The sequence below is a fragment of the Cryptosporangium japonicum genome (assembly GCF_039524755.1).
GTDB classification, from domain to species: Bacteria; Actinomycetota; Actinomycetes; order Mycobacteriales; family Cryptosporangiaceae; genus Cryptosporangium; species Cryptosporangium japonicum.
Map to the genome: position 1 here is coordinate 93,838 of NZ_BAAAGX010000028.1, position 25,579 is coordinate 119,416.

General features: G+C 74.3%; 23 protein-coding genes. 8 read left to right on the forward strand and 15 right to left on the reverse strand.

The features are described from left to right. Positions 1-8: 8 nt before the first annotated feature. Positions 9-1,508, forward strand: a complete 1,500-nt coding sequence (locus ABD437_RS31930) for a serine hydrolase domain-containing protein (RefSeq protein WP_344652666.1) — start codon at positions 9-11, stop codon at positions 1,506-1,508. A gap of 12 nt (positions 1,509-1,520) precedes the next feature. On the opposite strand, the gene ABD437_RS31935 is transcribed toward ABD437_RS31930, so the two are convergent. From ABD437_RS31935 to ABD437_RS31965, 7 genes are all read right to left on the reverse strand, one after another. Further along, positions 1,521-2,750: a cytochrome P450 family protein gene (locus ABD437_RS31935; RefSeq protein ID WP_344652667.1), complete on the reverse strand. Its 1,230-nt coding sequence runs from the start codon at positions 2,748-2,750 to the stop codon at positions 1,521-1,523. Positions 2,751-2,828: 78 nt separating this feature from the next. Continuing rightward, positions 2,829-3,503: a response regulator gene (locus tag ABD437_RS31940; RefSeq protein ID WP_344652668.1), complete on the reverse strand. Its 675-nt coding sequence runs from the start codon at positions 3,501-3,503 to the stop codon at positions 2,829-2,831. Next, complete coding sequence (locus ABD437_RS31945) at positions 3,500-4,873, reverse strand: histidine kinase (RefSeq protein ID WP_344652917.1); 1,374 nt, start codon at positions 4,871-4,873, stop codon at positions 3,500-3,502. The genes ABD437_RS31940 and ABD437_RS31945 overlap by 4 nt, the downstream gene beginning before the upstream one ends. Positions 4,874-4,914: 41 nt before the next feature. Next, the gene (locus ABD437_RS31950) at positions 4,915-5,688 is read right to left on the reverse strand and encodes a hypothetical protein (RefSeq protein WP_344652669.1); all 774 of its coding nucleotides are present in this window, start codon (positions 5,686-5,688) and stop codon (positions 4,915-4,917) included. Continuing rightward, positions 5,685-6,524, reverse strand: coding sequence for a hypothetical protein (locus ABD437_RS31955; protein ID WP_344652670.1), 840 nt, complete (start codon positions 6,522-6,524; stop codon positions 5,685-5,687). The genes ABD437_RS31950 and ABD437_RS31955 overlap by 4 nt, the downstream gene beginning before the upstream one ends. Then, positions 6,521-7,435 (reverse strand): ATP-binding cassette domain-containing protein, encoded by a 915-nt coding sequence (locus ABD437_RS31960; RefSeq protein WP_344652671.1) that lies wholly within the window; start codon positions 7,433-7,435, stop codon positions 6,521-6,523. Before ABD437_RS31960 ends, ABD437_RS31955 begins: the two co-directional genes overlap by 4 nt. A gap of 137 nt (positions 7,436-7,572) precedes the next feature. Next, positions 7,573-8,187, reverse strand: a complete 615-nt coding sequence (locus ABD437_RS31965; protein ID WP_344652672.1) for a TetR/AcrR family transcriptional regulator — start codon at positions 8,185-8,187, stop codon at positions 7,573-7,575. An 80-nt stretch (positions 8,188-8,267) separates the two neighbouring features. On the opposite strand from ABD437_RS31965, the gene ABD437_RS31970 reads away from it, so the two are divergent. Beyond that, complete coding sequence (locus ABD437_RS31970; RefSeq protein WP_344652673.1) at positions 8,268-9,752, forward strand: FAD-dependent oxidoreductase; 1,485 nt, start codon at positions 8,268-8,270, stop codon at positions 9,750-9,752. A 209-nt stretch (positions 9,753-9,961) separates the two neighbouring features. Here the strand turns inward: ABD437_RS31970 and ABD437_RS31975 are convergent, their stop codons facing one another. Both ABD437_RS31975 and ABD437_RS31980 read right to left on the reverse strand, forming a co-directional pair. After that, a complete protein-coding gene (locus ABD437_RS31975) occupies positions 9,962-10,837 on the reverse strand; it encodes an alpha/beta fold hydrolase (RefSeq protein ID WP_344652674.1) in 876 nt (291 codons plus the stop codon). Then, positions 10,834-13,089, reverse strand: coding sequence for an MMPL family transporter (locus ABD437_RS31980; protein ID WP_344652675.1), 2,256 nt, complete (start codon positions 13,087-13,089; stop codon positions 10,834-10,836). Before ABD437_RS31980 ends, ABD437_RS31975 begins: the two co-directional genes overlap by 4 nt. Before the next feature lie 124 nt (positions 13,090-13,213). Between ABD437_RS31980 and ABD437_RS31985 the strand changes: the two genes are divergently transcribed. The 3 genes from ABD437_RS31985 to ABD437_RS31995 all read left to right on the forward strand — a co-directional run bounded on the left by ABD437_RS31985 (position 13,214) and on the right by ABD437_RS31995 (position 15,888). Beyond that, complete coding sequence (locus tag ABD437_RS31985) at positions 13,214-13,621, forward strand: limonene-1,2-epoxide hydrolase family protein (RefSeq protein WP_344652918.1); 408 nt, start codon at positions 13,214-13,216, stop codon at positions 13,619-13,621. 115 nt (positions 13,622-13,736) lie between these two features. After that, the gene (locus tag ABD437_RS31990; protein ID WP_344652676.1) at positions 13,737-14,672 is read left to right on the forward strand and encodes an RNA polymerase sigma factor; all 936 of its coding nucleotides are present in this window, start codon (positions 13,737-13,739) and stop codon (positions 14,670-14,672) included. Positions 14,673-14,766: 94 nt separating this feature from the next. After that, positions 14,767-15,888 (forward strand): acyl-CoA dehydrogenase family protein, encoded by a 1,122-nt coding sequence (locus ABD437_RS31995; RefSeq protein ID WP_344652677.1) that lies wholly within the window; start codon positions 14,767-14,769, stop codon positions 15,886-15,888. Positions 15,889-15,900: 12 nt separating this feature from the next. On the opposite strand, the gene ABD437_RS32000 is transcribed toward ABD437_RS31995, so the two are convergent. From ABD437_RS32000 to ABD437_RS32025, 6 genes are all read right to left on the reverse strand, one after another. Further along, positions 15,901-16,287, reverse strand: coding sequence for an SRPBCC family protein (locus ABD437_RS32000; RefSeq protein WP_344652678.1), 387 nt, complete (start codon positions 16,285-16,287; stop codon positions 15,901-15,903). 4 nt (positions 16,288-16,291) lie between these two features. Next, positions 16,292-16,678, reverse strand: a complete 387-nt coding sequence (locus ABD437_RS32005; RefSeq protein ID WP_344652679.1) for a GntR family transcriptional regulator — start codon at positions 16,676-16,678, stop codon at positions 16,292-16,294. Continuing rightward, positions 16,675-17,478 carry a hypothetical protein gene (locus ABD437_RS32010; protein WP_344652680.1) on the reverse strand — a complete coding sequence of 268 codons (804 nt, stop codon included), beginning with the start codon at positions 17,476-17,478 and terminating at the stop codon, positions 16,675-16,677. The genes ABD437_RS32005 and ABD437_RS32010 overlap by 4 nt, the downstream gene beginning before the upstream one ends. A 45-nt stretch (positions 17,479-17,523) precedes the next feature. After that, entirely contained in the window at positions 17,524-18,681 is a 1,158-nt protein-coding gene (locus ABD437_RS32015; RefSeq protein ID WP_344652681.1) for a DUF418 domain-containing protein, read from the reverse strand. Positions 18,682-18,755: 74 nt separating this feature from the next. Continuing rightward, the gene (locus ABD437_RS32020) at positions 18,756-19,304 is read right to left on the reverse strand and encodes a GNAT family N-acetyltransferase (RefSeq protein WP_344652682.1); all 549 of its coding nucleotides are present in this window, start codon (positions 19,302-19,304) and stop codon (positions 18,756-18,758) included. Between the two features lie 706 nt (positions 19,305-20,010). Beyond that, on the reverse strand, positions 20,011-20,283 hold the full coding sequence (locus ABD437_RS32025; RefSeq protein ID WP_344652683.1) for a GlsB/YeaQ/YmgE family stress response membrane protein: 273 nt from the start codon (positions 20,281-20,283) through the stop codon (positions 20,011-20,013). Positions 20,284-20,554: 271 nt separating this feature from the next. On the opposite strand from ABD437_RS32025, the gene ABD437_RS32030 reads away from it, so the two are divergent. The 3 genes from ABD437_RS32030 to car all read left to right on the forward strand — a co-directional run bounded on the left by ABD437_RS32030 (position 20,555) and on the right by car (position 25,531). Beyond that, a complete protein-coding gene (locus tag ABD437_RS32030) occupies positions 20,555-21,322 on the forward strand; it encodes a GAF and ANTAR domain-containing protein (protein ID WP_344652684.1) in 768 nt (255 codons plus the stop codon). Next, a complete protein-coding gene (locus tag ABD437_RS32035) occupies positions 21,319-21,852 on the forward strand; it encodes a hypothetical protein (RefSeq protein WP_344652685.1) in 534 nt (177 codons plus the stop codon). Before ABD437_RS32030 ends, ABD437_RS32035 begins: the two co-directional genes overlap by 4 nt. 118 nt (positions 21,853-21,970) lie before the next feature. Continuing rightward, a complete protein-coding gene (gene car / locus ABD437_RS32040; protein ID WP_344652686.1) occupies positions 21,971-25,531 on the forward strand; it encodes a carboxylic acid reductase in 3,561 nt (1,186 codons plus the stop codon). The last annotated feature ends 48 nt before the right edge of the window (positions 25,532-25,579 follow it).

Genomic DNA, 25,579 nt, shown 5'->3' on the forward strand with positions numbered 1-25,579 from the left:
GGAGAACCGTGCTCGACGACGTGATGGGCGCGCTGGAGCGCGTCCTGCCCCGGCTGGCGGCGGCCACCGGCACGCCCGGTGTCGCGGTCGCGGTGGCGACCAGCACCGAGCTGCGTACCGCCGCCACCGGGTTCGCCGACCTGCGTTCGGCCACCCCGATGACCGCGCGGACGCGTGCGCCGGGCGGCTCGCTCACCAAGCCCGTCACCGGACTGGCGTTCCTGCAGCTGGTGGAGGAGGGGATGGTCGAGCTGGACACCCCGATCGACCAGGTGCTGCCCCCGGGCCTGCGGGGGGCGGACCCGGCGCCGGTCACCGCGGCGATGCTCGCCTCCCACCAGGGCGGCTACTACAGCGACATCGTCACCGCCACCGCGCCCTCGTCGCCGGCCGAGGGGATCCTGGACTACGTCCGGCGCCGGCACCGGGCGGGTACCGCGGCGGAGTACGACGGGACGCTGCCGCTGACGACGACGCCCGGCTCGTACTCGTACTCCAGTTTCGGCATCGGGGTGCTCGGCGGCGCGGTCGAGCACCTGACCGGCGAACCGTACGGCGCCCGCGTCCAGAAGCAGGTGTTCGCCGCGGCCGGCCTGACCGGCACCAGCGTCGAGGACGGCACGCGGAACCCGTGGGCGACCGGTTCGCGCGCGCGGGCCGGGGACGCGGCGACCGGCTACATGGCGTTCGGCGACTGGTGCGTGCCGAGCCCGCCGCTGCGGACCTCGGCGTATCCGGGCGTCGGGTTGCACACCACCGTCGCCGACGCCGGGCGGCTGCTGCAGTCGCTGCTGCGTACCGCCCGGGGCACTCCTGGTCTGATCAAACCGGACACGCTCGAGGTCATGGTGGCTCCGCGGGCGCGGCGGCCGAGCCCGGGCGGCGCCCGCTCGTACTCCGGGTTGACGATCGAGATCGCCGACCCGGCGCTGGGCGAGGACCACTGGTGGGGGCACACGGCCGCGTTCCCGTGGGGCTTCTGGTGGGAGGCGCGGGTCTGGCCGCACCGCGACGTCGCCGCGGTGGCGGTCGGCAACCGGTGGGACATGGCCCGGTTCCACAACCCGGCCACCCGGAGCGCTCCGGGCCTGGCCGTCGAGTGGGCCGGCCGGTGGGCCGCGACCGGCGTACCGGCGCGGCTGCCCGCGCACGACGGCCGGCCCGGCTGGACCGGGCCCCGCCCCACCCCGGAGAGCTCCCGGTGGATGGGGATCCTCGCCGGGGAACGCACCCACGGTCTGATGGCGGTGACCGATCCGCTGCCGCCGGCGACGCTGGCCGCGATGGCCGACGGGGCGCGCGGCCTCGGGGACGCCGATCCGGCCGGCTGGGATCCGGACGCGTTCCGGCTCGGGATCGGGCAGGCGCAGGCCGTCTCCCCCGACCCGGAGGCGCTGCGCGCGCTGGGCGGTGGCCTCGGCCCCGCGGCGGCGCTGTGGATGCTCGAGTGCGGTGCGTCGAGCGCCGAGGTGACGATGCCCGTCGACGCGTTCGCCCGCCCGCGGTGAGGCGCCGCCCGGTCAGCGCAGCCGCACCCGCAGGCTGACCCGGTGCCGGCCGCGGGGCAGCGGCACCCAGGCCGGCTCGTCCACCGGACGCATCCCGGGGAAACGGTCGAAGAGTCCGCGCAGCGCGACCTCGGCCTCCAGCTTCGCGAGCGCGACCCCGAGGCAGTAGTGCGGCCCCCAGCCGAACCCGACGCCCCCCTCGCGCGCGCCGTGCTCGTGCTGCCACCGCACGTCGATGTGGTGGGGGTTGGCGAAGCGCTCCGGATCCCGGTTGGCCGCCCCGAGCACCACCTGGATCGGGTCGCCCGCGCGGATGCGGACGCCGCCGACCTCGAGGTCCTCGGCGGCGTAACGCAGGCGGGCGAGCTGCACCGGCCCGTCGGTGCGCACCAGCTCGCGCACCGCGGCCGGCCACAGCTCGGGTTCGGCGCGCAGCAGGTTGCGCTGAGCGTGGTCGCGCATGAGCGCGAGCGCGCCGTTGGAGAGCATGTGCGCCATGGTCTCGTGCCCGGCGAGCACCAGGAACACGACCAGGGCCACCGCGTCGACGTCGGTCGTGCCCTCCTGGGCGAGGATCCGGCCGAGCACGTCGTCGGCCGGCTCGACGCGGCGCCGGTCCACCAGGGCGTGGCAGTACGCGAACATCTCGCCCAGCGTGGGCGTGATCCGGGCCGGGTCCTCGCCGACCAGCACCTTGCCCCAGCGCCACCAGTCGGGCCAGTCGGACTCCGGTACCCCGACCAGCTCGCACACCACGTCGGTGGCGAGCGGATAGGCGAACGCGTCGAGCAGGTTCACCGGTTGCGCCGACGCGTCCAGCCGGTCGAGCAGCCGGTCGACGATCTGCTGCACCCGCGGGCGCCGCTCCTCGACCCGGGACGCGGTGAACGCGTCCCGGATGCCGTGGCGCAGCCGCGCGTGCGCGGCGCCGTCCAGGCTGAGCATGCTGGCCCGCAGGTACGGCAGGTGCTCCGGTGGCGTCCCCAGGTCGAGAAAGGCCTGTTCCTGGCGCCGTGCGCCGGGCCCGGGCAGCCCGGCCGGGTCGTTGCGCACGGCCGGGTGGGCGAGCACGGCCCGCACGTCGGCGTTCCGGGTGATCACCCAGCCTTCCTCACCGCTCGGGAGCCGGGCCCAGCAGACCGGCGACTCGGCGAGGAGGCGGTCGTAGCCGCGCATCGGATCACCGAGGACGGCCGGGTCGCGGAGGTCCACTACGGGGGTGGCCGATGACGAGTGCGACATACGGCCATTTTGTCAGTGATTCGGCGTCTCGACCGGGCATTGAGGACAGTCGTCACCCGTGCTGCACGCCGGCGGTGCTCAGTCGCCCCGGCCGACGAGCCCGAACTCGTAGGCCGCGATCACCGCCTGCACCCGGTCGCGCAGCCCGAGCTTGGCCAGGATGTTCCCGACGTGCGTCTTCACCGTGGTCGCCGAGAGCACGAGGCGGTCGGCGATCTCGGCGTTGGAGAGGCCCTCGGCGATGCAGCCGAGCACCTCGAGCTCGCGCGGGGTCAGCGCACGCAGGCGAGGGTCCAGGTCGTTCCGGGCGGCCCCGTCGGCCGCGTCCGGCAGGTGCGACGCGAACAGGTCGAGCATGCGCCGCACGACGCGGGGCGCCACGACCGAGTTGCCGGAGGCGACGGTGCGGATCGCGTCGACGAGCTCGGCCGGCTGGGCGCTCTTCACCAGGAAGCCGCTCGCGCCCGCCCGGAGCGCCGCGAACGCGTACTCGTCGACGTCGAACGTGGTCAGGACGAGCACCCGCGACGACGGGTGCTCGGCGACGATGCGTCCGGTGGCCTCGATGCCGTCCATCCCGGGCATCCGGATGTCCATCAGCACGACGTCCGGGTGCAGCGCGCGGACCTGGTCGATCGCGACCGCGCCGTCGGACGCCTCGCCGACCACATCGAGGTCGGGCTCGGACTCGATGACCAGGCGGAACCCCATGCGCATCAGGGCCTGGTCGTCCACGAGCAGAACCGTCGTCACGTGTTGTCCTCCCCGGCTGGAACGCTGGTCGGCAGCGACACCCGGACGCGCCAGCCACCCCCGGCGGCGGGGCCGGCCTCGACCCGGCCGCCGAGCAGCTCGGCGCGCTCGCGCATGCCGATCAGACCACGGTGGGCTCCGCTGTCCGCACCGGGCCGGGTGCCCCCGGCGTCGGCGATCTCGACCTCGACGCTCGACCCGGCGCGACGGAGCGCGACCCCGACCGACCGGGTGCCCGGTGCGTGCCGGAGCACGTTCGTGAGTCCCTCGGTGACGATCCGCACGACGGCCAGGCGCAGCACGGTGTCGGGGGGCAGCGGGGTCTCCAGCCCGGTGGTCGTGAGCGGCAGCCCGGCGGCGCGGAACCGGTCGACGACCGCGGCCAGGTCGGTGTCGGTGGGCGCCGTGGGCTCGGTGTCGTCGGTACGCAGTGAGCCGAGCATGCCGCGCAGGTCGTCGAGCGCGTCCCGCCCGGTGCGCGACAGCTCGGTGAGGGCCTCCCGCGACCGGTCCGGCGCGCGGTCGAGGGCCGAGAGCGCGCCGTCGGACAGCGCCACCATCACCGAGACGCTGTGGGCGACGATGTCGTGCATCTCCCGGGCGATGCGGGCGCGCTCGGCCGAGCGGGCGAGCGCCGCGCTGGTGTCGCGTTCCCTGGCCAGCGCGGCGTACCGCTCGACCAGGTCGCGGGCGTGCAGCCGGCGGGTACGGGCGCCCGCTCCGGTCACCCCGCCGAGGACGAGCAGCGCGAGCAGCAGCATCACCGACATCGACCGGCGCCCGGCCGAGAACGGGGGTTCGGCCAGCTGACGCGCCGGCACCCCGCCGTCCGTCAGCGGGTAGGTGTCGCTCCAGAGCAGGATCTCGGCGAGCCCGATGTCCTGCCACCGCCAGAGCGCGACCGACACGACGCCGAGCACCACCGCACCGGTGATCCAGGCGGTGCGGGCACGGTGGCGCGCGGCCACGGCGTGCAGCGCCCAGGCGAGGCACACACCCACGACGCCGAGGACACCGGCGGTCCGCAGCGACACGAGCGCCAGCACGGTGAGCACGACCGTGATGCCCAGCGGCCAGGCGCGGCGGGCGGTCAGCGTGATCGCCCCGACGGCGGCACCGGCGAGCCAGGTGCCCACCACGCGTTCCTGCACGGGCTCGTCGGGCCGGAAGAGGCCCAGGGAGGTGGACCCGCGGACGGTCTCCGAGGCGATGATCGTGGTGATCAGCCCGAGCAGCAGTACGGCCGCGGCGACGATCGTGTGGGCGGTCCAGGGGCGGGCGGCGAAGAGCCGGCCGGGTGCGGTCGGCCATTGCACGTGCGACTCGGTGAGCTCGGCCGCGGCGTCGCTCTCCCGGGGCCGCCCCGGCATCCTCACCCGGCCACCCTCCCACATCCGTGGCGTTCCGCCGCTCATGTGACGTCGAAGCGTCGCAGCCGGTACGCGGCGGCGGCCAGCGCCGCGACGACCCAGGCACCGAGCACCAGTCCCCCGCCGCCGGCACCGAGGTGGGTCGGCAGCGCCCCCTCGTCGGCGAACAGGCGGGTCCCGGCGGCCGGCAGCGCGGCCCGGAGGACGTCGGTGATCCGCCCGGGGTTGGTCGCCAGCAGCTGGTCGAGGACGACGAACAGCACCACGCCGGCCAGCAGCGCTCCGGTCGGGCGGCGCACCAGCGCGCCGAGCCCGACGCCGAACAGCGCGACGCCGGTCAGGTAGAGCACGTACCCGGCCAGGATCCGGACGGTTCCGGCGTCGGCCGGGTCGAGCGTGAGCCCGGCCGCGCTGCGCGCCGCGGTGGTCACCAGCGCCGACCCCACCAGGCACACCACCGCGGTGGGCAGGGCGACGGCGACGGTCACCAGCGTCTGCGCGGCGAGCACCGGCAGCCGGCGGGGCACCGCGGCGAACGTCACCGTCGAGGTGCCGGTGCTGAACTCGCCCGCCCCGACCAGCACCCCGAGGACGAGCATCCCGAGCTGGGCGAAGAGGCTCCCGGACACCGCCACCGAGGCGCCGGAGACCGCGTCGCCCGCGCGCACGAACAGGCCCAGCGCGAACGCCAGCGAGAGCGTCGAGACGACCGTGCCGAGCGCGATCCAGAGCGTCGAGGAGACGCTCGTCAGCTTGCTCCACTCGGCGGCCAGGACCCGGGGGAAGGTGACCGCGAGCAGCCGGTGCCCGCTCACACCAGGTCTCGGCGGCGGAGCCGGAGCGCGGCCGCGCCGAGCGGAACGAACACCCAGGCCGCCAGCACCAGCGCGGCTCCGAGCGCCCCGATGTTCGGGGCGCCGTCGACCCCGGAGGAGCTCGGCTCGGTCAGCAGCGAACCGGCACCGGTCGGCGTGAACGTGATGATCGTGTTGACCACCGCGGTGCGGGTGGGGACGGTGTTCGACGCGGAGGCCGCCAGCGGGTCGGACGCGAGCTCGGACGCGAGCAGCAGCACGACCGGCAGCACCAGCGTCACGACGATCGTGGCCAGCAGGGCCGGGAGCGTGCGGCGCAGCAGCGCACCGGCCGCCAGCCCGAACAGCGCCGCGCCGACGAGGAACCCGCCCGCTCCGAGCAGGCTCTGCGGTGTGCCCTCGCTCAGCAGGTCCGGCGTGATGCCCCGCGAGGACGCCGGCGGAAGGATGCCGACGACGGCCGCGGCCACCGCGAGTACCGCGGCCAGCAGCGCGAGCGCGGTCGTGACCACGACCTGGGCGACCAGCACCGGCAGGCGGCGCGGCACCGCGGCGAACGTCGAGCGGAACATCCCGGTGCTGAACTCGCCCGTCCCGACCAGCACGCCGAGCACCAGCGGGCCGATGACCGCCACCGGGAGACCGGTGGTCAGCGAGTCGAGCGGATCGAACCCGGGGTCGCCCGACGAGGCGTTCGCCGACAGGTAGGTCACCAGGCCGGACACCGCGGCGGTGACGACCACGACGATCGTCGACGAGCGCAGGCCGAGCAGTTTGGTCCATTCGGCGGCGATCACCCGGGGCAGCGACGGCCCCGTCACCGTGAGCGTGGTCATCGGGCCCCTCCGGCCTGGTACTGCACGGAATCGGCGGTGAGGCGCAGATAGGCCTCCTCCAGGGAACCGGCCTCGGCGGCCAGCTCGAGGACCGTGGCCCCGGCCCGGCCGGCGGCGACCCCGACGTCCTCGAGCGACACGTGACGCACGTGCAGCACGTCGTCCTGCTGGGCGACGACGTCGCCGCCGAGCTGGAGCAGCGCGGGCACGAGCAGCGCGGGGTCGGACGTGCGCACACGCACCAGGCCCGCCCGTTCGGACTGGTGCAGGATCTCCGGCATCGACGCGTCGGCGAGCAGCCGGCCCCGGCCGATGATCACGACCCGGTCCGCGCAGAGCGCCAGCTCGTGCATGAGGTGCGAGGACAGGAACACCGTGCGGCCCTCGGCGGCCAGGTCGCGGACCAGCTTGCGTACCCAGAGCACACCGTCGGGGTCGAGGCCGTTGACCGGCTCGTCGAGCATCAGCGTCCCCGGGTCGCCGAGCAGCGCCGCGGCGATCCCCAGCCGCTGGCTCATCCCCAGCGAGAAGCCCTTCACCCGCCGCCCGGCGACCGACTCCAGACCGGTCATTCCGATGACCTCGTCCACCCGCGAACGCGGGATGCCGTGCGTGCGGGCCAGCGCCAGCAGGTGCCGGAACGCGGTGCGTCCGGGGTGCACCGAGCGGGCGTCGAGCATCGCGCCGACCGTGCGCAGCGGCGCGTCGAGGTCGGCGTAGCGCCGCCCACCGATCGTCACGGTGCCGGACGTCGGGCGTTCCAGGCCCAGCACCAGCCGCATCGTCGTCGATTTACCGGCACCGTTGGGGCCGAGGAACCCGGTCACCGTGCCGGGTAAGGCGGTGAACGACAACCCGTCCACCGCCGTCGTGGGCCCGTAGCGCTTCGTCAGCGCCTGCGCCTCGATCATGGCGTCCTCCTGTCGTCTGCGGTCGACACGACGATAGGAACGGGCGAGCCGGGGCAGTACCTGCGCGCGAACGAGATGGGGACGGCGCGCCGGCTCCTCCTCGAGGAGGAGGGACCGGGCCCACCGAAGGAGCGCGGCTACCGCGTTTCCGTCGGGCCCGGGTACTGACGGAGCAGCGGCACGAAGACCTCGTCGACGATCGACGCGATCCGGGCGGCGGGCGGCGGGCCGAGGTCCATCAGCAGGTCGTGGCGCACCAGGTCGAACGGCATCGCCAGCACCGCGTCGGGGATGCGGTCGAGGTCGATCTCGCCGCGTTCGTGGGCGCGCCGGTAGACGGTGCGCCGCCGGGCCGGGTCCTGGTCGCCGATGAAGCGGGCCCGCAGCTGCGCCGGCGTGAGGCCGGTGCCGGCGAGCAGCCCGGAGAACGCGGCTGCCATCGCGATGGCGAAGTGGGCGGCCCGGGCGTGGCTCACGGTGGTCAGGTGGGCGAGCAGGTCGTCGCGCAGGTTGCCGGTGTCGGGCGGGTCGATCGGGTGACGCTCCTGGTGGTGCGCGATCGCGGCCAGCACCAGGGCGTCCTTGTTGGACCAGCGGCGGTAGAGCACCGGCTCGCTGGTGCGTGCGCGGGCGGCCACCGACCCCACGGTCAGCCGGGCGTAGCCCACCTCGACCAGCTCGTCCCAGGCGGAGACGAGGATCGCCGACTCGAGCTCCGGGCCGTGCCGTCGGCGCCGCGGCTCGTCAGTCACACCCCCACGATAGAAGGGCTTTCCTTTCTTAGCAATCCGGCCTACCGTCGCTAGGAAGGAAAACCTTTCTTAGGAGCGACATGACGACGACAGTGCTGATCGTCGGCGCGGGCCCGACCGGGCTGACGCTCGCCTGCGTGCTCGCCCGCCGTGGCGTGCCGGTGCGGCTGATCGAGGCGGCGCCCGGCCCGCAGGGCGGCTCACGCGGCAAAGGGCTGCAGCCCCGCTCGCTCGAAGTCTTCGAGGACCTCGGCGTGATCGACCGCGTGCTCACCGCCGGTCGGGCGGCGATGCCGATGCACTCGATCGGCCCGGACGGCCGGGTGACGCGCGGCGGCGAGGTGCCCGCGTTCCTGCGCGACCGCCCCGACATCCCCTACCCGGCGAGCCTGATCACGCCCGAGTGGCGAACCGAGGAGGCGCTGCGGCTCCGGCTGGCCGAGCTCGGCGGCACGGTCGAGTTCGGCACCGCGCTGGTCGGCTTCACGCAGTCCGGTGACGGCGTCACCGCCCGGCTCGTCACCGACGGCGTCGCCGAGACGGTCACCGCGCGCTGGCTGGTGGGCTGCGACGGCGGGCACAGCGTCGTCCGCAAGCAGGCGGGTGTCGCGTTCGTCGGCGAGACCCGCGAGGACGTGCGGATGATCGTGGCCGACTGCCGGGTGGACGGTCTCGACCGGCAGGCCTGGCGCACGTGGCGGCACGAGGAGGGTGTCGTCAGCCTCTGCCCGCTGCCCTCGACCGACCTCTTCCAGTACGGGGCCGGGGTCGCGCCGGGACAGCACCCGGAGCTCACCCGGTCCGCGCTGCAGGCGACGCTCGAGCGGCGCACCGGACGCACCGACATCCGGCTCCACGAGCCGCGGTGGTCGTCGCTGTGGCGCGCCAACGTCCGCCTCGCCGACCGCTACCGGGAGGGCCGGGTGTTCCTCGCCGGCGACGCCGCCCACGTCCACTCCCCGGCCGGCGGGCAGGGCATGAACACCGGCATCCAGGACGCGTACAACCTCGGCTGGAAACTCGCCGCGGTCGCGCAGGGTGCGCCTCCGGCGCTGCTCGACACGTACGAGTCCGAGCGGCGTCCGGTGGCCGCGCACGTCCTCGCGCTGTCCGACGCGCGCCTGCGTCAGATGCTGGAGGACAACGACGTCCCGGTCCGACGGGACGCCAGCACGCTCCAGCTCGACGTGGGATACCGCGGCTCCGCGCTCGCCGCAGACGACCGCGACGACACCGCGGCGCTCCGGGCCGGTGACCGCGCGCCCGACGCGACGGGGCTGCTCACGGTGGGCGGCGAACGCCGGCTGTTCGCGCTGATCGGTGGCGGTGTCTTCACCCTGCTCGGCCACCGGTCCACGCCGGGGTGGCCCGGTCTGCGGGTGCTGCGCGTGGTGGACCGGCCGACCGGCGTCGACGAGCTGGCCGACACCCGGGGGCACCTCGCCGAGGCCTACGGCGCCGGTCCGGACACGCTGGTGCTGATCCGCCCGGACGGGTACGTCGGGCTGATCTCCGACGCCGGCGACCTCGACGCGGTGTCGCGACAGCTCGCCGCGACGAGCTGATCCGCCTCGTCCGCGTGGGGCTGATCATCGGCGGGATCGCGCTGCTCGCGTTCGCGCTCCGGGGCGCGGTCGCGCCGAGACAGCAGTGGTGGCGGCTCACCGCCGCCCCAGCCGTACCCGCCGCTCCGCCTGTTCCCGGTGGCACTGACCCAGCTCCTGGGCTCCCGCCCGCTGATCGACGGGAGCACCGCCACCGAAGCCATCGGCCGCTAGGTCAGCAGTCCCCAGAGATGGTCCAGGGTTTCCTCCGGGGCCTCTTCCGGGAGGAAGTGGCCGGCGTCGATCGGGGCGCCTCGGACGTCGGTGGACCAGGATCGCCAGAGCTCGAGCGGGTCGTACCACTGGCCGACCGGGCCGTCGGCGCTCCACAGCACCAGCGTCGGGCAGGTGATCCGGCGGCGGCCGCGGTCGGCCTCGTCGTCGGCGCGGTCGAGGGTCGCGGCGGCCCGGTACTGCTCGCAGATCGCGTGCACGGCCGCCGGATCGCGGAACGTGTCCACGTAGGACGCGCGCACGTCCGCCGGGAACACGCCGCGGACGCCGGACCAGGCGTCGAGCATGTGGTCGACCAGAACCTCGGGGGCGGCGGCGATCAGGTTCTCGGGCACCGGGGCCGGGGCGGCCAGGAACGACCACACCCAGTAGCCGAGGCTGAAGTCGCTGTCGGCCCGGGCGAACGCGTCGGCGGTCGGGACGACGTCGAGCACCGCGAGGTGGCTGACCGTGCCGGGGTGGTCGAGCGCCATCCGGTACGCGCACCGGGCGCCCCGGTCGTGCCCGACGACCGCGAACCGGTCGAAGCCGAGCGCCGCCATGGCCTCGACCTGGTCCCGCGCGAGCGCACGCATCCGGTACGGCGCGTGGTCGGGCGTGCTCGGCGGCCGGCCGCTCGCGCCGTACCCACCCAGATCGGTGGCGACGACGGTGAACCGCTCGGCCAGCGCCGGCGCGACCCGGTGCCACATCCGATGCGTCTCCGGGATGCCGTGCAGCAGGAGCACGGGCGGACCGGAGCCGCCCCGGACACCGTGCACCGACGTCCGGGACGTCGGGACGTCGAACTCGTCGAAGCCGTCGAAGGTCACCGGGTCCTCCGCAGCGACCGCCAGTTGGCGTCGCCCAGGGCGGCGACCAGCGCGGGAGCGAGCACACCGCGCACGATCGTCGCGTCGATGAGGATGCCCAGCGCGAGCGCCGTCGCCAGGATCTTCACCTCGACGGTGGGCACCTGCGCCAGCGAGACGAATGCCAGGAACAGGATCAGCGCGGCCGAGGTGACCAGGCGCCCGGTGCGTGCCACCCCGGCCACCGTGGCCTCGTCGGTGCCGAGACCGTCGTCGTGCTCCTCGCGGATGCGCGAGAGCAGGAAGACCTCGTAGTCCATCGACAGCCCGAACAGGAACGCGAACACCGCGATCGGCACCCACGTGGTGATCGCGCCCGACGCCGGCTGGCCGAACAGCACCTCGGTACCGTGCCCGTCCTGCCAGATCCACACCGTGATGCCGTAGGCCGCGCCCAGCGAGAGCACGTTGAGCAGCAGCGCCTTGACCGGCAGCACGATCGAGCGCAGCGCGCGGGTGAGCAGCAGTGCGGTGACGACGACGATGAGCCCGATCACCCACCACGCGTTGCCGTAGACCGCGGCGATGAAGTCGGCGTCACCGGCGGGCCGGCCGCCGACCCGGGCACCGGTGGCCTCGGCCGCGGACCGGATCGCCGCCGCCGTGTCCGACCCCGCGGCCGACGACGTGTCCTCGGTGGTCCAGACCCGGACCAGCGTGTCGCCGTCGCCGGTCCGCGGCCGGACGATCGCCGCGGCCACGCCGGGCAGGCCGGCCACCGCGGCCCGGACCGCGGCGGCGTCACCGGTCAGGATCTCCACCGGGGTGGACAGTCCGGAGCCGATCCCCGAGTCGTCCAGCCGGGTGATCGCGGTCGCGGCGGGCCCGTCCGAGGAGGCCAGCGACGCGTTCGTCGGCTCACCCAGCCGGAGCGTCAGCACCGGTGCGGCCAGGAGCAGCAGCACCACCGTCGCGGCGGTCGCCGACACCCAGCGGTGACGCACGACGACGGTGCCGACCCGCCGCCACAGCCTGCTGTCGGGGTCGCCGGTGCGCCGGTGCGGCCAGTCCAGCCGCCGGCCGGCGGTGAGCAGCAGCGCGGGCAGCAGCGTCAACGCGGCCAGCACGCTGACGACCGGGATGAGCAGCCCGGTGAAGCCGACGCTGCGCAGGAACGGAACCGGCAGGACGATCAGCGCCGCCAGGCTCACCGCGACCGTGACACCGGAGAAGAACACCGCCCGGCCCGCCGTGGCCAGTGCGCGGTGCACGGCCTCGTCGGGGTCCACGCCCCGGCCCAGTTCCTCGCGCCAGCGGGTGACGATGAGCAGCGCGTAGTCGATCGCCACGCCCAGGCCGATCAGCGCCAGCAGGAACTGCACGATGAACGAGACGTCGGTGATCGCGGTGAGGCCCCAGACGATCAGGAACGTCGTGAGGATCGACGCGGCCGCGACCAGCAGCGGCATCAACGCCAGCGCCGAGCCGAACACGACCAGGAGGACGATCAGCGCCCCGGTTCCGCCGACGACGGTCTCGACCAGCACGGTGGCGCCCCGGTCGCCGCCGCCCTCGGCCGCGAGCGCGTCCTTGCCGGTGACCGCGACCTGCTGGGCCTCGGCCACCTTCGCCAGCACGGGCAGCGCGGCGACGTAGGGTTCCGGGCCGGGCACCAGGCGCGGGTAGACGACCACCACCCCCGTGCGCCCGTCGGCCGAGGCCAGCGACCTCTCGTCGGCGTAGGACAGGACGTCGGCACCGGGCAACGCCCGTTCGACCGCCGCGACCACGCGCCCGGCCTTCTCCGGGGACGGGTCGTCGTCGACGAGCAGGACGGGCACCGCGTCCCCGCCCGACCCGAACCGCTGCGCGATGACCTGGTTGGTCTCGTACCCGGGTTGACCCGGCAGGGAGAAGTCGTAGGAGAGCCCGGCCGTCGCCCGGGGCGCCGCGAAGCCACCCACCACGGTCAGCAGCAGCCAGCCGAGCAGGATCCACCTACGCCGCCTGGTCACGAACCGTGAGAGCGTGGTCACGCAGGTAAGGTAACGCCGGTTGCGCGCCGCGGCGCGTCGAGAGCTCTCCGGCCGGCCGACCACGAGCCGGTCCTGACCGAGTTGCCGGACGGCGCGCTCCCGGTCCCCGCCGGTCCGGCCGTGCCGGCGGACGCCACCGTGCTGCGTGATCTGCTCGACACCCTGGGTGCGCTGTCCTGGAATCACCAGCCGGATCGGCCCCTCCGGTGATGGCGCGGCCCGGTATCCTGAGTCCATGACGGACGCCCCGAAATTTCTCGAGCGCGTGCTCTGGTACCTGCCGATTCTGACTGTTCTCGCGATTCTCGTCGGCGCGGATCTGCTGGGTTAGCGGCCCGTCGTGCCGGACGATCCGCGGGCGGTGGTCGCCGAGTTCCTGGCCGCGTTGGAGCGGCTCGACGTCGAGGCCGCGCTGGCTCTCGTCGCCGATGACGTGGTGTACCAGAACGTGCCGCTGCGTCCCGCGCGCGGGCGGGCCGCGGTGGGGCGGACGCTGCGTCAGATGTTGCGGTTCTGCAGCGGGTTCGAAGCGCGGACGCATCACCTCGCGGCGGACGGCGCCGTGGTGCTGACCGAGCGCACCGACGTGCTGCGGCGCGGGTCGTGGGAAGCCGAGTTCTGGGTGTGCGGAACGTTCGAGGTGCACGGGGGTCGCATCACGCTCTGGCGTGACTACTTCGACTGGACGACGTTCCTGGCCGCCGGTGTCCGTGGCGCCGGCCGAGCCGCCCTGGCCCGCCTCGGCCGGCGAGGCCCGGCAGCGCGCTGAGCGAGCCGCCCGGCCCGGCCCGGCGCGCTGAGCGAAACGGTGGCCGCGCGGCCGGCCCTCGGCGCACTGAGCGAGACGGGGGCCGCCCGGGCCGGTGCTGGCAGACTGGGGTGCCATGTGGTCGGTCGGTGCGGAGTCGGACGGAGAGCTGGCGCGTGCGGCCCAGCGCGGGGACACCGCGGCGTTCGCCGTGGTCACCGAGCGGCATCGTGCGGCGCTGCGCGCGATCGCGATCTCCCTGCTGGGCTACGTCGACGAGGTCGACGACGCGGTGCAGGACGCGGTGCTCACCGCGTTCCGCCGGTTACCCGAGCTCCGGGATCCGGAGGCGATCGGCCCCTGGCTGAAAGCGATAGTGCGCAACGTCTGCCGGATGCAGTTGCGTGCACGCACCCCGCTCCCGGTCGCCGAGCCGGAACTCCTGCTCCCGCCCGCGGGCGATCCGCGGCCGGACGAAGCACTGGAGCGCGCCGGTTCGCGGGACTGGGTGTGGCACGCGGTCGCGCGCCTCTCGGAACCGATCCGCGAGGTCGTCCTGCTGCGGTACTTCAGCCGGTTCTCGTCCTACGACCAGATCGCCCAGCTCTGCGACATCCCCCTCGACACGGTCGGCAGCCGGTTGCGTGACGGGCGCCGGGCCCTGGCCCGTGCGCTGCGCGAGACCGCCGGTGACGCCTACCGCGCCACCGACACCGAGGCCGCCGCCCACCGGCTCCGGGCGCGCGAGCACCTCGCGTCGATCGAGACCGACGGCTACGACCACGTCGTCCGGGACTGGTTCCGCCCGGACGCCTCCGTCGTCGTCCAGGGCAGCATCGTCGGCGACCGCTCGATGATGCGGACGATGATCGACTTCACGCTGCAGGCCGGTGTCGTCACCCGGTTGCACGACGCGGTCGGCAGCCGAGGTGTGCTGGTCTGGGAGGGCGACTTCGTGAACCCGCCGTCCGACCCGGAGCACTGCCCGCCGACGTTCGCCTGGCTGCTGCGGATGCGGGAGGGCCGGGTCGCGCAGCTCGGACTCGTCTACGGGACGAGCCGCACCGGCTGAGACGTAGGTCACCCCGAACCGCGCGCAGAAAGACCCGGTGGGCCGCATCTCGTTCCGACGGCCCGAGAACCGGGCCCGGAACCGAGGGACGACCGTGTCGATCGACGAACTGCCCGAGCTGCTGCGCCCGGCCATCGAGAAGTACCGAGACACTACCGAGGACCAGGGCCGCCTCGCCCCGGAGCTGGTGGCCGAGCTGCGTGACCGGGGGGCCTTCCGGCTGTTCACGCCGGTCGAGCTGGGCGGCCACGAGGCACCGGTCGCCGCCGCGCTGGACTTCTACGCGAAGGTCGCGCGCATGGACGGCCCGACCGCCTGGCTGCTCTGGAACTTCAACGTGGGGTTCGCCGCGGGCTGGCTGCCGGCGGAGGCCGCGGCGCGGATCTGGGGCGAGGGAGCGGATCCGCTGATCGCCAACTCCGGGCAGCCGGGGCTGCTCACCCCGGTCGACGGGGGTTACCGGCTCACCGGGCGCTGGAAGATCGTGAGCGGTGCGCACGTGGCCGAGTGGTTCCTGCTGGCCGGGGCCGACCCGTCGGCGGGGCCGGGCTTCGCCGGGCTGCGCTTCTGCGTCGTGCCGCGCGCGGACGTGTCGGTGCTCGACACCTGGGACGTCGTCGGGATGCGGGCCTCGGACAGCAACACGGTCGTGGCCGACGACGTCTTCGTGCCGGACACCCGGACGGCCGGCCTGTTCGCGCCCAACCGGATCGACCGGCCCGCCTACCGGCTGCCGGCGATCAACCTGCTGTTCCCGGGCTGCGGCGCCGTGCTGATCGGGATGGCGCAGGCCGCGATCGACGAGGTGATCAGGATCGCCCCGGCCAAGAGCGGCTTCGACGGTGTGCCGCTGGCCGAGAAGGACCACGTGACGGTCGCGGTGGGCCGCGCGCTCTCCCAGGTGGCCGCGGCCCGGTTGCTGCTGCTGGAGACCCAGCGCGAGCTCGACCGCACGGTGGCCGCGGGCGCGGAGACGACCGACGAGCAGCGCGCCGCGGTGCGCGGTGCCCTCTGCCACGTCACCGAGACCGCCCGCACGGTGCTGGTGGCGATGTACGAGCTCGGCAGCTCGGAGCCGCTCTACCGGGCGAGCCGGCTCGGGCGGATCTTCCGCGACGGCATCGCCGCGGCGCAGTCGGCGAACCTGTCGACGACGCAGTGGACGATTCCCGGGCGGATCGCGGTGGGACAGCCGTCGGGGTGGCCGTTCGTCTGAGGCCCGGACTCGTCAGCGGACCAGGCGCCGCAGGGCCCAGCGGGCGACCGGGAGGTAGCCGAGCACCACCGCGGCCGGTCCGTCGACGAGCAGGCCGGTGCGGGTGCCGGTGGCGGTCGGTTCGACGGTGTGGTGCAGGGTCAGCCGCACCCCGGCCGCGGACGCCGTCCAGGACCAGGAGCGCCGCGGGCCGGCCGGGTCGACCTCGAGGATCCGGAACCGCACCGGGAGCCCGGCCGGGCCGCGGACCGTGCCGCCGGTGCCGGGCGTGACGCGCTCGGCACCGTACTCGACCGAGCGGATCTGCGGTGACCATTCCGGCCACCGGCCCGGTCGCGTGTAACGGTCCCAGACCTCGTCGGGGAGCCCTGGTCCGTCGACGCTGATCCGGCGGCGCATGCCCTCATCCTGGCTCGGCCCGCGCGGCCCGGCGCACCGCGGCGAGCAGCGTGTCGTCGTCGGCCCCGAGCCGCCGCGCGGCGGCGACGTACCCGGCCGCGGAGATCGCCAGCAGTTCGTCGCGCTCCGCCGGGGTGCTGGACGCCGGTGCCTCGGCCACCCGGGTGCCGCCACCCCGGCGCGAGGTCACCAGCGCGGCGGACTCGAGCTCCCGGTAGGCCCGGGCGACCGTCCCGGCGGCCAGGCCGAGATCCGAGGCGAGCTGGCGCAGCGGAGGCAGCCGCGTGCCCGGAGTGAGCACGCCGTGCCGGATCAGGTCGGCGAGCTGGCGGCGGATCTGCTCGTACGGAGGGACCGGGTCGGTCGTGTCGACGGTCAGCCGCCCGATCACCGGCGCCCACCCCGGGGCACGACGAGCGTCGCCACGAAAACGCCGGTGAGCACGGTCGCGACCGCGGCGACCGCCGCGCTCGCCCAGCCGGTGACCGGCAGCCAGACCGGGGCGCACGGCTGACCGGCGAGCGAGAGGAGCCGGCCCGAGGCGATCAGCGTGGTGCCGGCCAGCGGCGCGGCGACGAGCACGCCGACCGCCGCGGTGACGGCGCGGGCCGACGCGGCACGCACCCGGTCGTCGGCGCCCCGGTCGTCGGGGTGGCTGCCGGGGCGGGGACGCCGCACGAGGCGCCGCAGCGCGACCGCGGCGAGAGCGAGCGCGGCGTGCACCACGACCGCGATCGGCAGGGCGTAGAACAGGCCCGGCCACGGCGACACCCACGCCGAGACGTCGCCGCAGCTCAGCGTGAGCGCACGGCCCGGGCGCCCCTGGTCGTCGGCGCTCCCGGCCAGGACGGCGAGGACGAGCCCGACGTCGAGCGCCACCAGCGCACCGGCGACGACCCGCGTCATCACCGGCGGCAGGTACGACCGGACGCGGCGCACCTCCAGCGCGGCCGTGCGGACCGCCGGGCGCGGCCCCACCGCGAGCAGCTCCCCCACCAGCACGCCGGCGAGCAGGCAGCTCGCGAACGCCGGTGCGGCCAGCGCCAGCCCGAGCCCCAGCCAGGAGGACGGGCCGCTCGCCAGGGTGGCGCCGGCCGCGAGGCCGAGAACCAGCCCGCCGACGCGGCCGGCCAGCACCCGGCGGGCCGTGCGTCCCACCGCGTCGGTGGGGTCGAGTAAGGGCGTGACCATCGGGCTCCTTGTATCGAGTACTTGATACAAGGAGAGCATTTTGTGTCAAGACCTCGATACAAATCCGTAGGTGATGCGCCGGAGGAGCACCTCGAACGGCCCGGGCGTCCCGCGCCGTCGCATCGCGTCGGCCAGCACCACCGTGACCAGCCACGTCGACGCCGCGAGCAGCGCGGTGCCGGCGACGGTCAGCGTGCCGGACAGGTCGAGCAGGAACGGCGCGAACGTCACGGTCCAGACCGGCGACTGGGCCAGGTAACACGTCATCGAGCGCTGCCCGGTGGCGGCGATCGCCTCCACCAGGGGGCCCCGGCGATCGGCGAACCGCAGCGCGACCAGCGACACCAGGGCGGCGTAGCCGCAGCCGCCCGGCACGCCGGTCGCGTCGTGGAGCGGGCCGATCAGCTCCAGCACGTCGCGGCCGGGCACGTCGACCAGGCCGGCCAGCACCAACGCGATCGGCTGGGCACCGGCCACCGCGACGCCCAACCCGCCCACCGCCACCGCGCGCAGCAGGACGCGATGGCGTTCCGGCCGCTCCAGGATCCGGCGGCGCCCCGCCCACAGGCCGAGCGCGAACGGGCACAGGAACCCGATCGGCCCGAGCACCGCCACGAACACCGATACCGGCGGCCGCCTGACGAGCATCGTCATCAGGTCGGGTGGCAGCATCTCGACGCCGGGCGGGTCGGCGTCGATCGTCATCGAGTCGCCGCCGGGCAGTGCGCCGAGCGCGAAGAACAGGCCCGCGAGCACCAGCAGCCGACGGTCCGGCCAGCGCACCAGCCACGCCCCGACCAGCAGCAGCACCCCGTACGCGGCGAGGATGTCGCCGACGTAGAGCAGCACGGCGTGCAGGAAACCGACGCCGATCAACCCGAGGGCGCGCCGCCACAGCAGCCGGCGCACCCGGCGTGGGCCACGGTGCGCCTGCCGGTCGGCGATCCGGGCCACGCCGTAGCCGAACAACAAGCCGAACAGCGGAAACGCCCGGCCGTCGACGAACGTCGTGAGCAGCCAGACGACCGCGGCGTCGAGCTCCGAGCCACCGCGGGGGTAGCCGCCGAGCACGGCCGGGCCGCGGAGGAAGTAGTGCGAGTTGGCCAGCGCGATGCACAGCAGCATGGCGCCGCGGGCCAGGTCGGGTCCGAGTGCACGGGCCGCGACCGGCGTCGGGCCGGGACCCGGTTCGGGTGCGGTCATGGGTCCAGGCAAGCGCCCCGGTGGCCCGTCCCTCAGCGGGCTTTCGTCGCTCGGTCGTCGACCAAGGTCGAGCGTCAGCTGCGGCGGCTGCGCCATTCGTCGGCGAGTTGGCCGTAGATCATCTCGTCGGCCCGGCGGCCGAGGTACCAGGCGGCGCTGCGGGCCCGGCCCTCTTCGACGAAACCGCAGCCCAGCGCGGTGGCACGCATCGGGGCGTTGACGTCGAGCGTGTCGATCTGGAGCCGTTCGAGCCCGCGGAACACGAAGCCGTACCGGCAGATCACCTCGATCGCGTCCCGCCCGACGCCCTGGCCGCGCACGGACGCGAGCAGACCGATGCCGATGTGCGCGGTGCGGTTGAACTCGTCGATGCCCCAGAGGCCCACCCGGCCGATCGCCGCACCGTCCGGGTCGTCCAGCCGCTGGACGGCGAAGAAGGCCGACTCCGGCTTGGGCTCGGCTTCCCGCCGGTCGAAGTCGGCCTGCTTCCCGGCCAGGCTCTGCGGCCGGAACGGATGGTCGTCACCGAGCGCGGCGTTCTCGGCGTCCGCGTCCATCTCGTACAACGCCTCGACGTCGGCCCGGCGCAGGGCACGCAGCCCGATCACGCGTCCACTCAGCATCGACCCATCGAACCAGCCGCCCACGCGGGAACGAAGCGACTTTTCCCGTCCCGGCTCCCGTCGGAACGAGCCGGGATCGATCGGGCCGGCGTCGGCTCCGGATATCGTGGGAACGAGACCGGAGGAGCGCGCTGGACGCCGTCCACCAGGCGCGGCTCCGCGACGAGGAGGTCGAGATGATCATCCGCGACCGGGACACCCGGGCCTGACGCGGGCGCGGCGCGATGGGGCGCGTGGAGGACGACCTGCCCGCGCCGCTGTGGGACGGCTTCTGCCCGGTCACCGACCGGCGCGGGTTCGGCCTGGCCCTCGGCGTCGTCCAGTTCCGGTCGAAGCCCGCCGACGCCGGGCTGTCCGCGGACGAGGACTACGTCATGTGGAGCCTCTCCGCGCCCACCGGGGCGCTCGGCCCCGACGAGGCCCTGTTCCGCCGGGCACCGGACGCCCTCCGGACACTCGTCGCCGACACGATCGGGCCGGCACCGGTTCCGGCCGCGGCCCGCTCCGAGCGGCCGGCGAGTGGCTCAGCCGGTTCCGCCGCTGACCCGCGAGCCGGTGCGGCGGTGCTGGTACCGCACCACCGGCGGGGCGGCCGCCGGTGCACGACGCGGATCATGTTGCCCACGTCGCGGGCGCCGCGATCACGCCGGCCGCGGCCCTGCCCCGCCGGTGGCGACCCGCCCGCTCAGCGGCACCACGCCGCGGCTCAGCGCGTCCGCGCCGAGCGGCCGGAACCCGCCGCGACCAGCCCCACGCCGAGAGCCGCGAGCGCGACCTGGGCGACGAGCTCCACCCCGCTGAAACCGGCCGTGCTCACGCCGGCCAGCCGGACGACGATCGTGCCGAGCAGCGCGGCAGCGATACCGATGACCAGCGTCAGCCACAGCGGTATGCGCTGCCGGCCGGGCACGACGAGCCGGCCGAGCGCCCCGACGAGGAGCCCGATTCCCACGGCACTGACGATTCCGGTGATGGTCATGGACAGTTCTCCTTCCGGGATGCCGACGTCGGTGCTGACGTGTCCCTCCGCGCCGGTCGTGTCCATCCTCGGAGCGGAGCGTGGAGGTCTCCCGGCGACCACATGACGGTTTCGCGACAGTTCGCGGGGCGTCGGGTCCGACTTGCCGGGGGTGCCGGTCGTGGGTACGTTCACGGGGTCGATAAGTCAGTTGCGGGCACGTTTGGTACCGATCATCTCGGCCGCGACTTCCCTTCCGCGCGGCCGACCTCACGGACGCGAAAGGGCACCGATGGCGCTCGATGGTTCCTCGCCGTTCACCGGCCGCCCGGGCTCCTCGCGACAGTTGCTCGAGCTGGCCGAGTCGTTCGACCGGGTCCTCGAACTGGTCAACCACGAGGCGGCCGACACCGTGCTCGACGCGGTCACCCAGGTCGCGGTCGCCCAGCTGCCGGGCGCCGGCTGGGCGAGCATCACGCTGGTCACCGGGGAACGCTTCCGAACCGCCGCGGCCACCGACGACCTCGCCCGCCGAGCCGATCACCTGCAGTACCAGCTGCAGTCCGGCCCCTGCCTCGACGCCGCCCGCAAACACACCGTCGCCCACATTCCGGACACCGGCCAGGACACCCGGTGGCCGGAGTTCGCGCGCCGCGCCGCCGACGAATGCGGCATCGGCAGCGTCCTGTCCTACCGGCTCACCCTCGAGGAGCCCGACGGCACCACCGGCTCCCTGAACCTGTACGGACGCCGCCCCGACGGCTTCGACGAGCAGCAACTCGACGTCGGCGGCCTGATCGCCACCGCCGGCGCGCTCGCCGTGACCGCCGCCAGGTACCGCGACAACGCGGTCAGCCTCGCCCGGGGCCTGCGGACCAACCGCGAGATCGGCACGGCCGTCGGCATCCTCATGCACCAGCACAAGGTCACCCAGGACCAGGCCTTCGACCTGCTGCGCATCGCCAGTCAGCACCAGAACCGCAAGCTGCGCGACATCGCCGCCGAGGTCACCCACACCGGCACCCTCGACCTGCCCGTCCCGGGGGTGACCCACGGATGACCCTGCGACGGTGCACGGACCGGAAAGCAGCCAACTGGATCCTCAGCAGCGGGCTGCCCTGGCAGCAGCTGGTCGGGTTCGGCCCCGGGGGGTTCGCCGCGTACGCCCGGCTTCGGCTGCTGCCCGACCCGGCCTGGGACGGACAGAGCGAGAACGACGTCGAGGTGGACGACGAACCGGAGCACGACCAGGTGGCGACGGCCCTGGACGTCCTGAGCCGGCACACCGGGACGCCGGACGACTGGTACTTCTGCGTCTGGGAAGGGTGGGGGGTGGACCTCGGCGGCCCCAGGATCGTCGTGCCGGAGCGGTCCTACTTCCTGCTCCGCGGCCGGTGGGACGAGTGGGGTGACCGGCCGGAACCCGCGTTCGTCTGGCCCGCGGACCGGGCCTGGTGCCTGGCGCACGACGTCGACCCGCACTGGGCCGGGATCGGAGCCGACGCCGCCGCCGTCGACGACCTTCTCGCCGACGCCCGCATCGACGTCGTTCCCGCCGATCCGACGCAGCCGCAGCCCTACTACGGATAGCGGCGCCGCGCTGGTCGAGTCATCGGCCCACGAAGACTCCGTCGAACCGTCCCCGCCGGTACGGCGACGTGTCCCACCGTCCACTCCGACCGCGGCGATCAGCCGTCGAGGTAACTTGATGAGCCTTACCGACCCGGGTGACGTCGCCGCGCGACGGGCCCTTCTGCTGGAGCGCGACGAACAGTTCGCCGCGGCCCTCCCGGACGACCACGTCACCGCGGTCGTCCGGCAACCGGGGCGGTCGCTCGACGCCGTCGTCGCCACGGTGATGGACGGCTACGCGGAGCGGCCGGCCTACGGCGAGCGCGCGACCGAACCCGTGCGTGACAGGGTGACCGGCCGGACCGTCCGGCGCCTGCTGCCCCACTTCGACACGGTCAGCTACGGCGAGCTCTGGCGCCGGGCCGGTGCGCTGGCCGCGGCCTGGCACCACGACGAGCACGAGCCGATCCGGGCCGGCGAGGTCGTCGCGACGCTGGGCTCCACCGGCGGTGACTACGCCACCGTCGAACTCGCGCTCATCCGGGTCGGCGCCGTGGGCGTCCCGTTACCGGGAGGATCGGCCCCCGGCCAGTTGCTGCCGCTCGTGCACGAGACGACGCCCCGGGTGCTGGCCGTCGACGTGGAACACCTGGACACCGCGGCGGACATCGTCGCGTCGGGTACGTCGCTGCGGCGGCTGGTGGTCTTCGGCCACCACCCGGACGTGGACGACGAGCGGGACCGGATCGACGCGGTACGCGACCGTCTGGCCGGCTCGGGCCACGGCGTCGTCGTCGAGACGCTGCCGGAGGTGCTCGGCCGGGGCGCCGCTCTCCCGCCCGCGCCGTCCCCACCGGCCGACGAGGATCGGCTCGCCCTGGTGATCTACACGTCGGGGACGACCGGTTCACCCAAGGGCGCGATGTACACCGCGCGACTGATCGCCGAACTCTGGCGCGGCTTCTTCCCGGAGCGCCCCGGTCTCCCCCTGATCGACGTCGGATTCCTGCCGATGAGCCATCTCGCCGGCCGGGCCGTGCTGTTCAGCACGCTGGCGCGGGGCGGAACGACGTACTTCGTGGGCCGCAGCGACCTCTCGACGCTGTTCGAGGACCTCGCGCTCGTCCGGCCGACCGTTCTCCTGCTCGTCCCACGCATCGCCGAGGCGATCTCCCAGCAGTACCAGCTGCTGGCCGACCGCGCCGACGAGTCCGAGGCCGGGCGCGCGATCCGCGAGGACGTGCTCGGCGGGCGCGTCCTGTGGGCCGTCTGCGGCTCGGCACCGCTGTCCGCGACGCTGGCGACGCTCCTCGCGTCGGTGCTGCGGGTCACGCTGTCCGACGGGTACGCCTCGACCGAGGCCGGCGCGGTGCTCTTCGACGGCCGGGTGATGCGTGAGCACGTGCTCGACTACCGCCTCGAGGACGTCCCCGATCTGCACTACTTCCGCACCGACCAGCCCCATCCGCGGGGAGAGCTGCTGATCCGGTCGGCCACGCTCTTCGCGGGGTACTACCAGCGTCCCGACGCGACCGCGGAGGTACTCACCGGGGACGGGTTCTTCCGCACCGGCGACATCGTCGCCGAGGTCGGACCGGACGAACTGGTCTATCTGGACCGCCGCAAGAACCTGCTGAAGCTGTCCCAGGGCGAGTTCGTGGCGATCGCCCACCTGGAGGCGCTGTTCGCGGGCGGGCCGGTGATCGAGCAGATCTACGTCTACGGCAACAGCGAGCGCTCGTCCGTGCTCGCGGTCGTCGTGCCCACCGCCGAGGTGCTGACCCGGACCGGGGGCGACCCGGAGCAGGTGGCCCGGCTGGTGCGGGACTCGCTGCGTCGGACGGCCAGGGCCGAAGGGCTCGAGGGCTACGAGGTCCCCCGGGACTTCCTGGTCGAGACCGAGCCGTTCACGACCGCGAACGGGCTGCTGTCCGGGGTCCGCAAACTCGTCCGCCCGGCGCTGCAGGAGCGCTACGGCGAACGGCTCGAGCGCCGCTACGAGGAACTCGCACGGCACGAGTCGGACGAGCTCCGGCGGCTGCGCGGCACCGGCACCCGGCAGCCGGCCCTCGACACCGTCACGACCGCCGCACGCGCGGTCCTGAGCGCGCCGGCCGACGACCTAGACCCCGCGGCCCGGTTCGTCGACCTCGGTGGTGACTCGGTGTCGGCCGTCCGCCTCTCGGCCCTGTTGGGCGAGGTGTACGGGTTCCCCGTCCCGGTGGCCGAGATCATCAGCCCGGTCAACGACCTGCGCGGGCTCGCGGCGTACGTCGAGCGGCAGCTCGGGACCGGCGGCGGACGCCCCACCGCCGGCACCGTGCACGGGGCGGCGGCCACCGAGGTGCGGGCCGGCGAGCTGACCCTGGACCGGTTCCTCGGCCCCGCCGAACCGGATGCCGCGAGCACGCTGCCGCGGCCGGCCGACGCGCCGCGCACCGTGTTGCTGACCGGCGCGAACGGCTACCTCGGTCGCTTCGTCGCGCTCGAGTGGCTACGCCGGCTCGGCCCGATCGGGGGCGAGCTCGTCTGCGTGGTCCGGGGCAGCGACGACGCGGCCGCCCGGGCCCGGCTGGACGCCGCGTTCGGCCCGGACGGCTCCGACGCGGCCCGGGCGTACCGGGAGTACGCCGACGCCACCCTGACGGTCGTCGCCGGTGATCTCGGCGAGCCCCGGTTCGGGCTCGAACCCGGTGTCTGGCGGGAACTGGCCGCGACGGTCGACGTCGTCGTGCACGCCGGTGCGCTCGTCAACCACGTGCTTCCGTACTCCCAGCTGTTCGCGCCCAACGTGCTGGGAACGGCGGAGGTGATCCGGCTCGCGGTGACCGGGAAGCTCAAACCGGTCACGTACGTCTCCACGATCGGCGTGGTGACCGGCTCCGCGCCGGAGACGGCCGACGTCCGCGTCACCGATCCGGTCCGCCGCCTGGACGAGGGGTACGCGAACGGCTACACCACCAGCAAGTGGGCCGGGGAGGTGCTGCTGCGCGAGGCGCACGACACGTTCGGGCTGCCGGTGACGACGTTCCGGCCCGGGCTCGTGCTGGCCCACACCCGGTACCGCGGGCAGCTGAACGTCCCCGACCTGTTCACCCGCCTGCTGCTGAGCGTGGCCACCACCGGGCTGGCTCCGCGATCGTTCCCCCGGCTGAACACGCCCGCGCACTACGGCGGCCTGCCGGTGGACTTCGTGGCCGAGTGCGTCGCCGCGCTCGGCGCCGGCCCGGCGCCCGGGTTCGAGACCTACCACGTGACGAGCCCACCGGCGGCCGTGCCGTCGCTCGACACCGAGGTCGACTGGCTCGTCGAGGCCGGGTACCCGATCACCCGCATCGACGACTACGACGAGTGGCTGGAACGCTTCGAGGCCGCGCTGCGCGGCCTGCCCCGGAAACGCCGGCAACAGTCGCTGCTTCCCCTGCTGCCCGCGTTCGCCGCCACCAACCGAGCGGTCGATGCCCCGGCGATCTCCGCCGACCACTTCCGGGAGGCGGTCCGGAAGGCCCGGCTCGGAGTGGACGGAGAGATCCCGCCGGTGACCGCCGATCTGATCCGGAAGTACCTGGTCGATTTCGCTCAGCTCGGCCTGCTCCGACCGGGACCGGGGCGATCGGTACCGACGCGGTCCGCCGGCTCGTCCGCGGCCGAGCCCGATCTCACCGCGACGTTCCTCGAGAAGGCCGCCCGTTCCTGAGCCGGTGGCGCCGGGGACGTCTGTTGCCGGGCGCACGGTCCGACCGTC

What these genes read in the sequence shown, in the direction of transcription:
- ABD437_RS31935 (WP_344652667.1), bottom strand. Translation starts at nt 2,750, where the DNA reads ATGTCGCACTCGTCATCGGCCACCCCCGTAGTGGACCTCCGCGACCCG.
- ABD437_RS31945 (WP_344652917.1), bottom strand. Translation starts at nt 4,873, where the DNA reads ATGCCGGGGCGGCCCCGGGAGAGCGACGCCGCGGCCGAGCTCACCGAG.
- ABD437_RS31955 (WP_344652670.1), bottom strand. Translation starts at nt 6,524, where the DNA reads ATGACCACGCTCACGGTGACGGGGCCGTCGCTGCCCCGGGTGATCGCC.
- ABD437_RS31960 (WP_344652671.1), bottom strand. Translation starts at nt 7,435, where the DNA reads ATGATCGAGGCGCAGGCGCTGACGAAGCGCTACGGGCCCACGACGGCG.
- ABD437_RS31970 (WP_344652673.1), top strand. Translation starts at nt 8,268, where the DNA reads ATGACGACGACAGTGCTGATCGTCGGCGCGGGCCCGACCGGGCTGACG.
- ABD437_RS31980 (WP_344652675.1), bottom strand. Translation starts at nt 13,089, where the DNA reads ATGGACTCAGGATACCGGGCCGCGCCATCACCGGAGGGGCCGATCCGG.
- ABD437_RS31990 (WP_344652676.1), top strand. Translation starts at nt 13,737, where the DNA reads ATGTGGTCGGTCGGTGCGGAGTCGGACGGAGAGCTGGCGCGTGCGGCC.
- ABD437_RS32000 (WP_344652678.1), bottom strand. Translation starts at nt 16,287, where the DNA reads ATGCGCCGCCGGATCAGCGTCGACGGACCAGGGCTCCCCGACGAGGTC.
- ABD437_RS32010 (WP_344652680.1), bottom strand. Translation starts at nt 17,478, where the DNA reads ATGGTCACGCCCTTACTCGACCCCACCGACGCGGTGGGACGCACGGCC.
- ABD437_RS32015 (WP_344652681.1), bottom strand. Translation starts at nt 18,681, where the DNA reads ATGACCGCACCCGAACCGGGTCCCGGCCCGACGCCGGTCGCGGCCCGT.
- ABD437_RS32020 (WP_344652682.1), bottom strand. Translation starts at nt 19,304, where the DNA reads ATGCTGAGTGGACGCGTGATCGGGCTGCGTGCCCTGCGCCGGGCCGAC.
- ABD437_RS32025 (WP_344652683.1), bottom strand. Translation starts at nt 20,283, where the DNA reads ATGACCATCACCGGAATCGTCAGTGCCGTGGGAATCGGGCTCCTCGTC.
- ABD437_RS32030 (WP_344652684.1), top strand. Translation starts at nt 20,555, where the DNA reads ATGGCGCTCGATGGTTCCTCGCCGTTCACCGGCCGCCCGGGCTCCTCG.
- ABD437_RS32035 (WP_344652685.1), top strand. Translation starts at nt 21,319, where the DNA reads ATGACCCTGCGACGGTGCACGGACCGGAAAGCAGCCAACTGGATCCTC.
- car (WP_344652686.1), top strand. Translation starts at nt 21,971, where the DNA reads ATGAGCCTTACCGACCCGGGTGACGTCGCCGCGCGACGGGCCCTTCTG.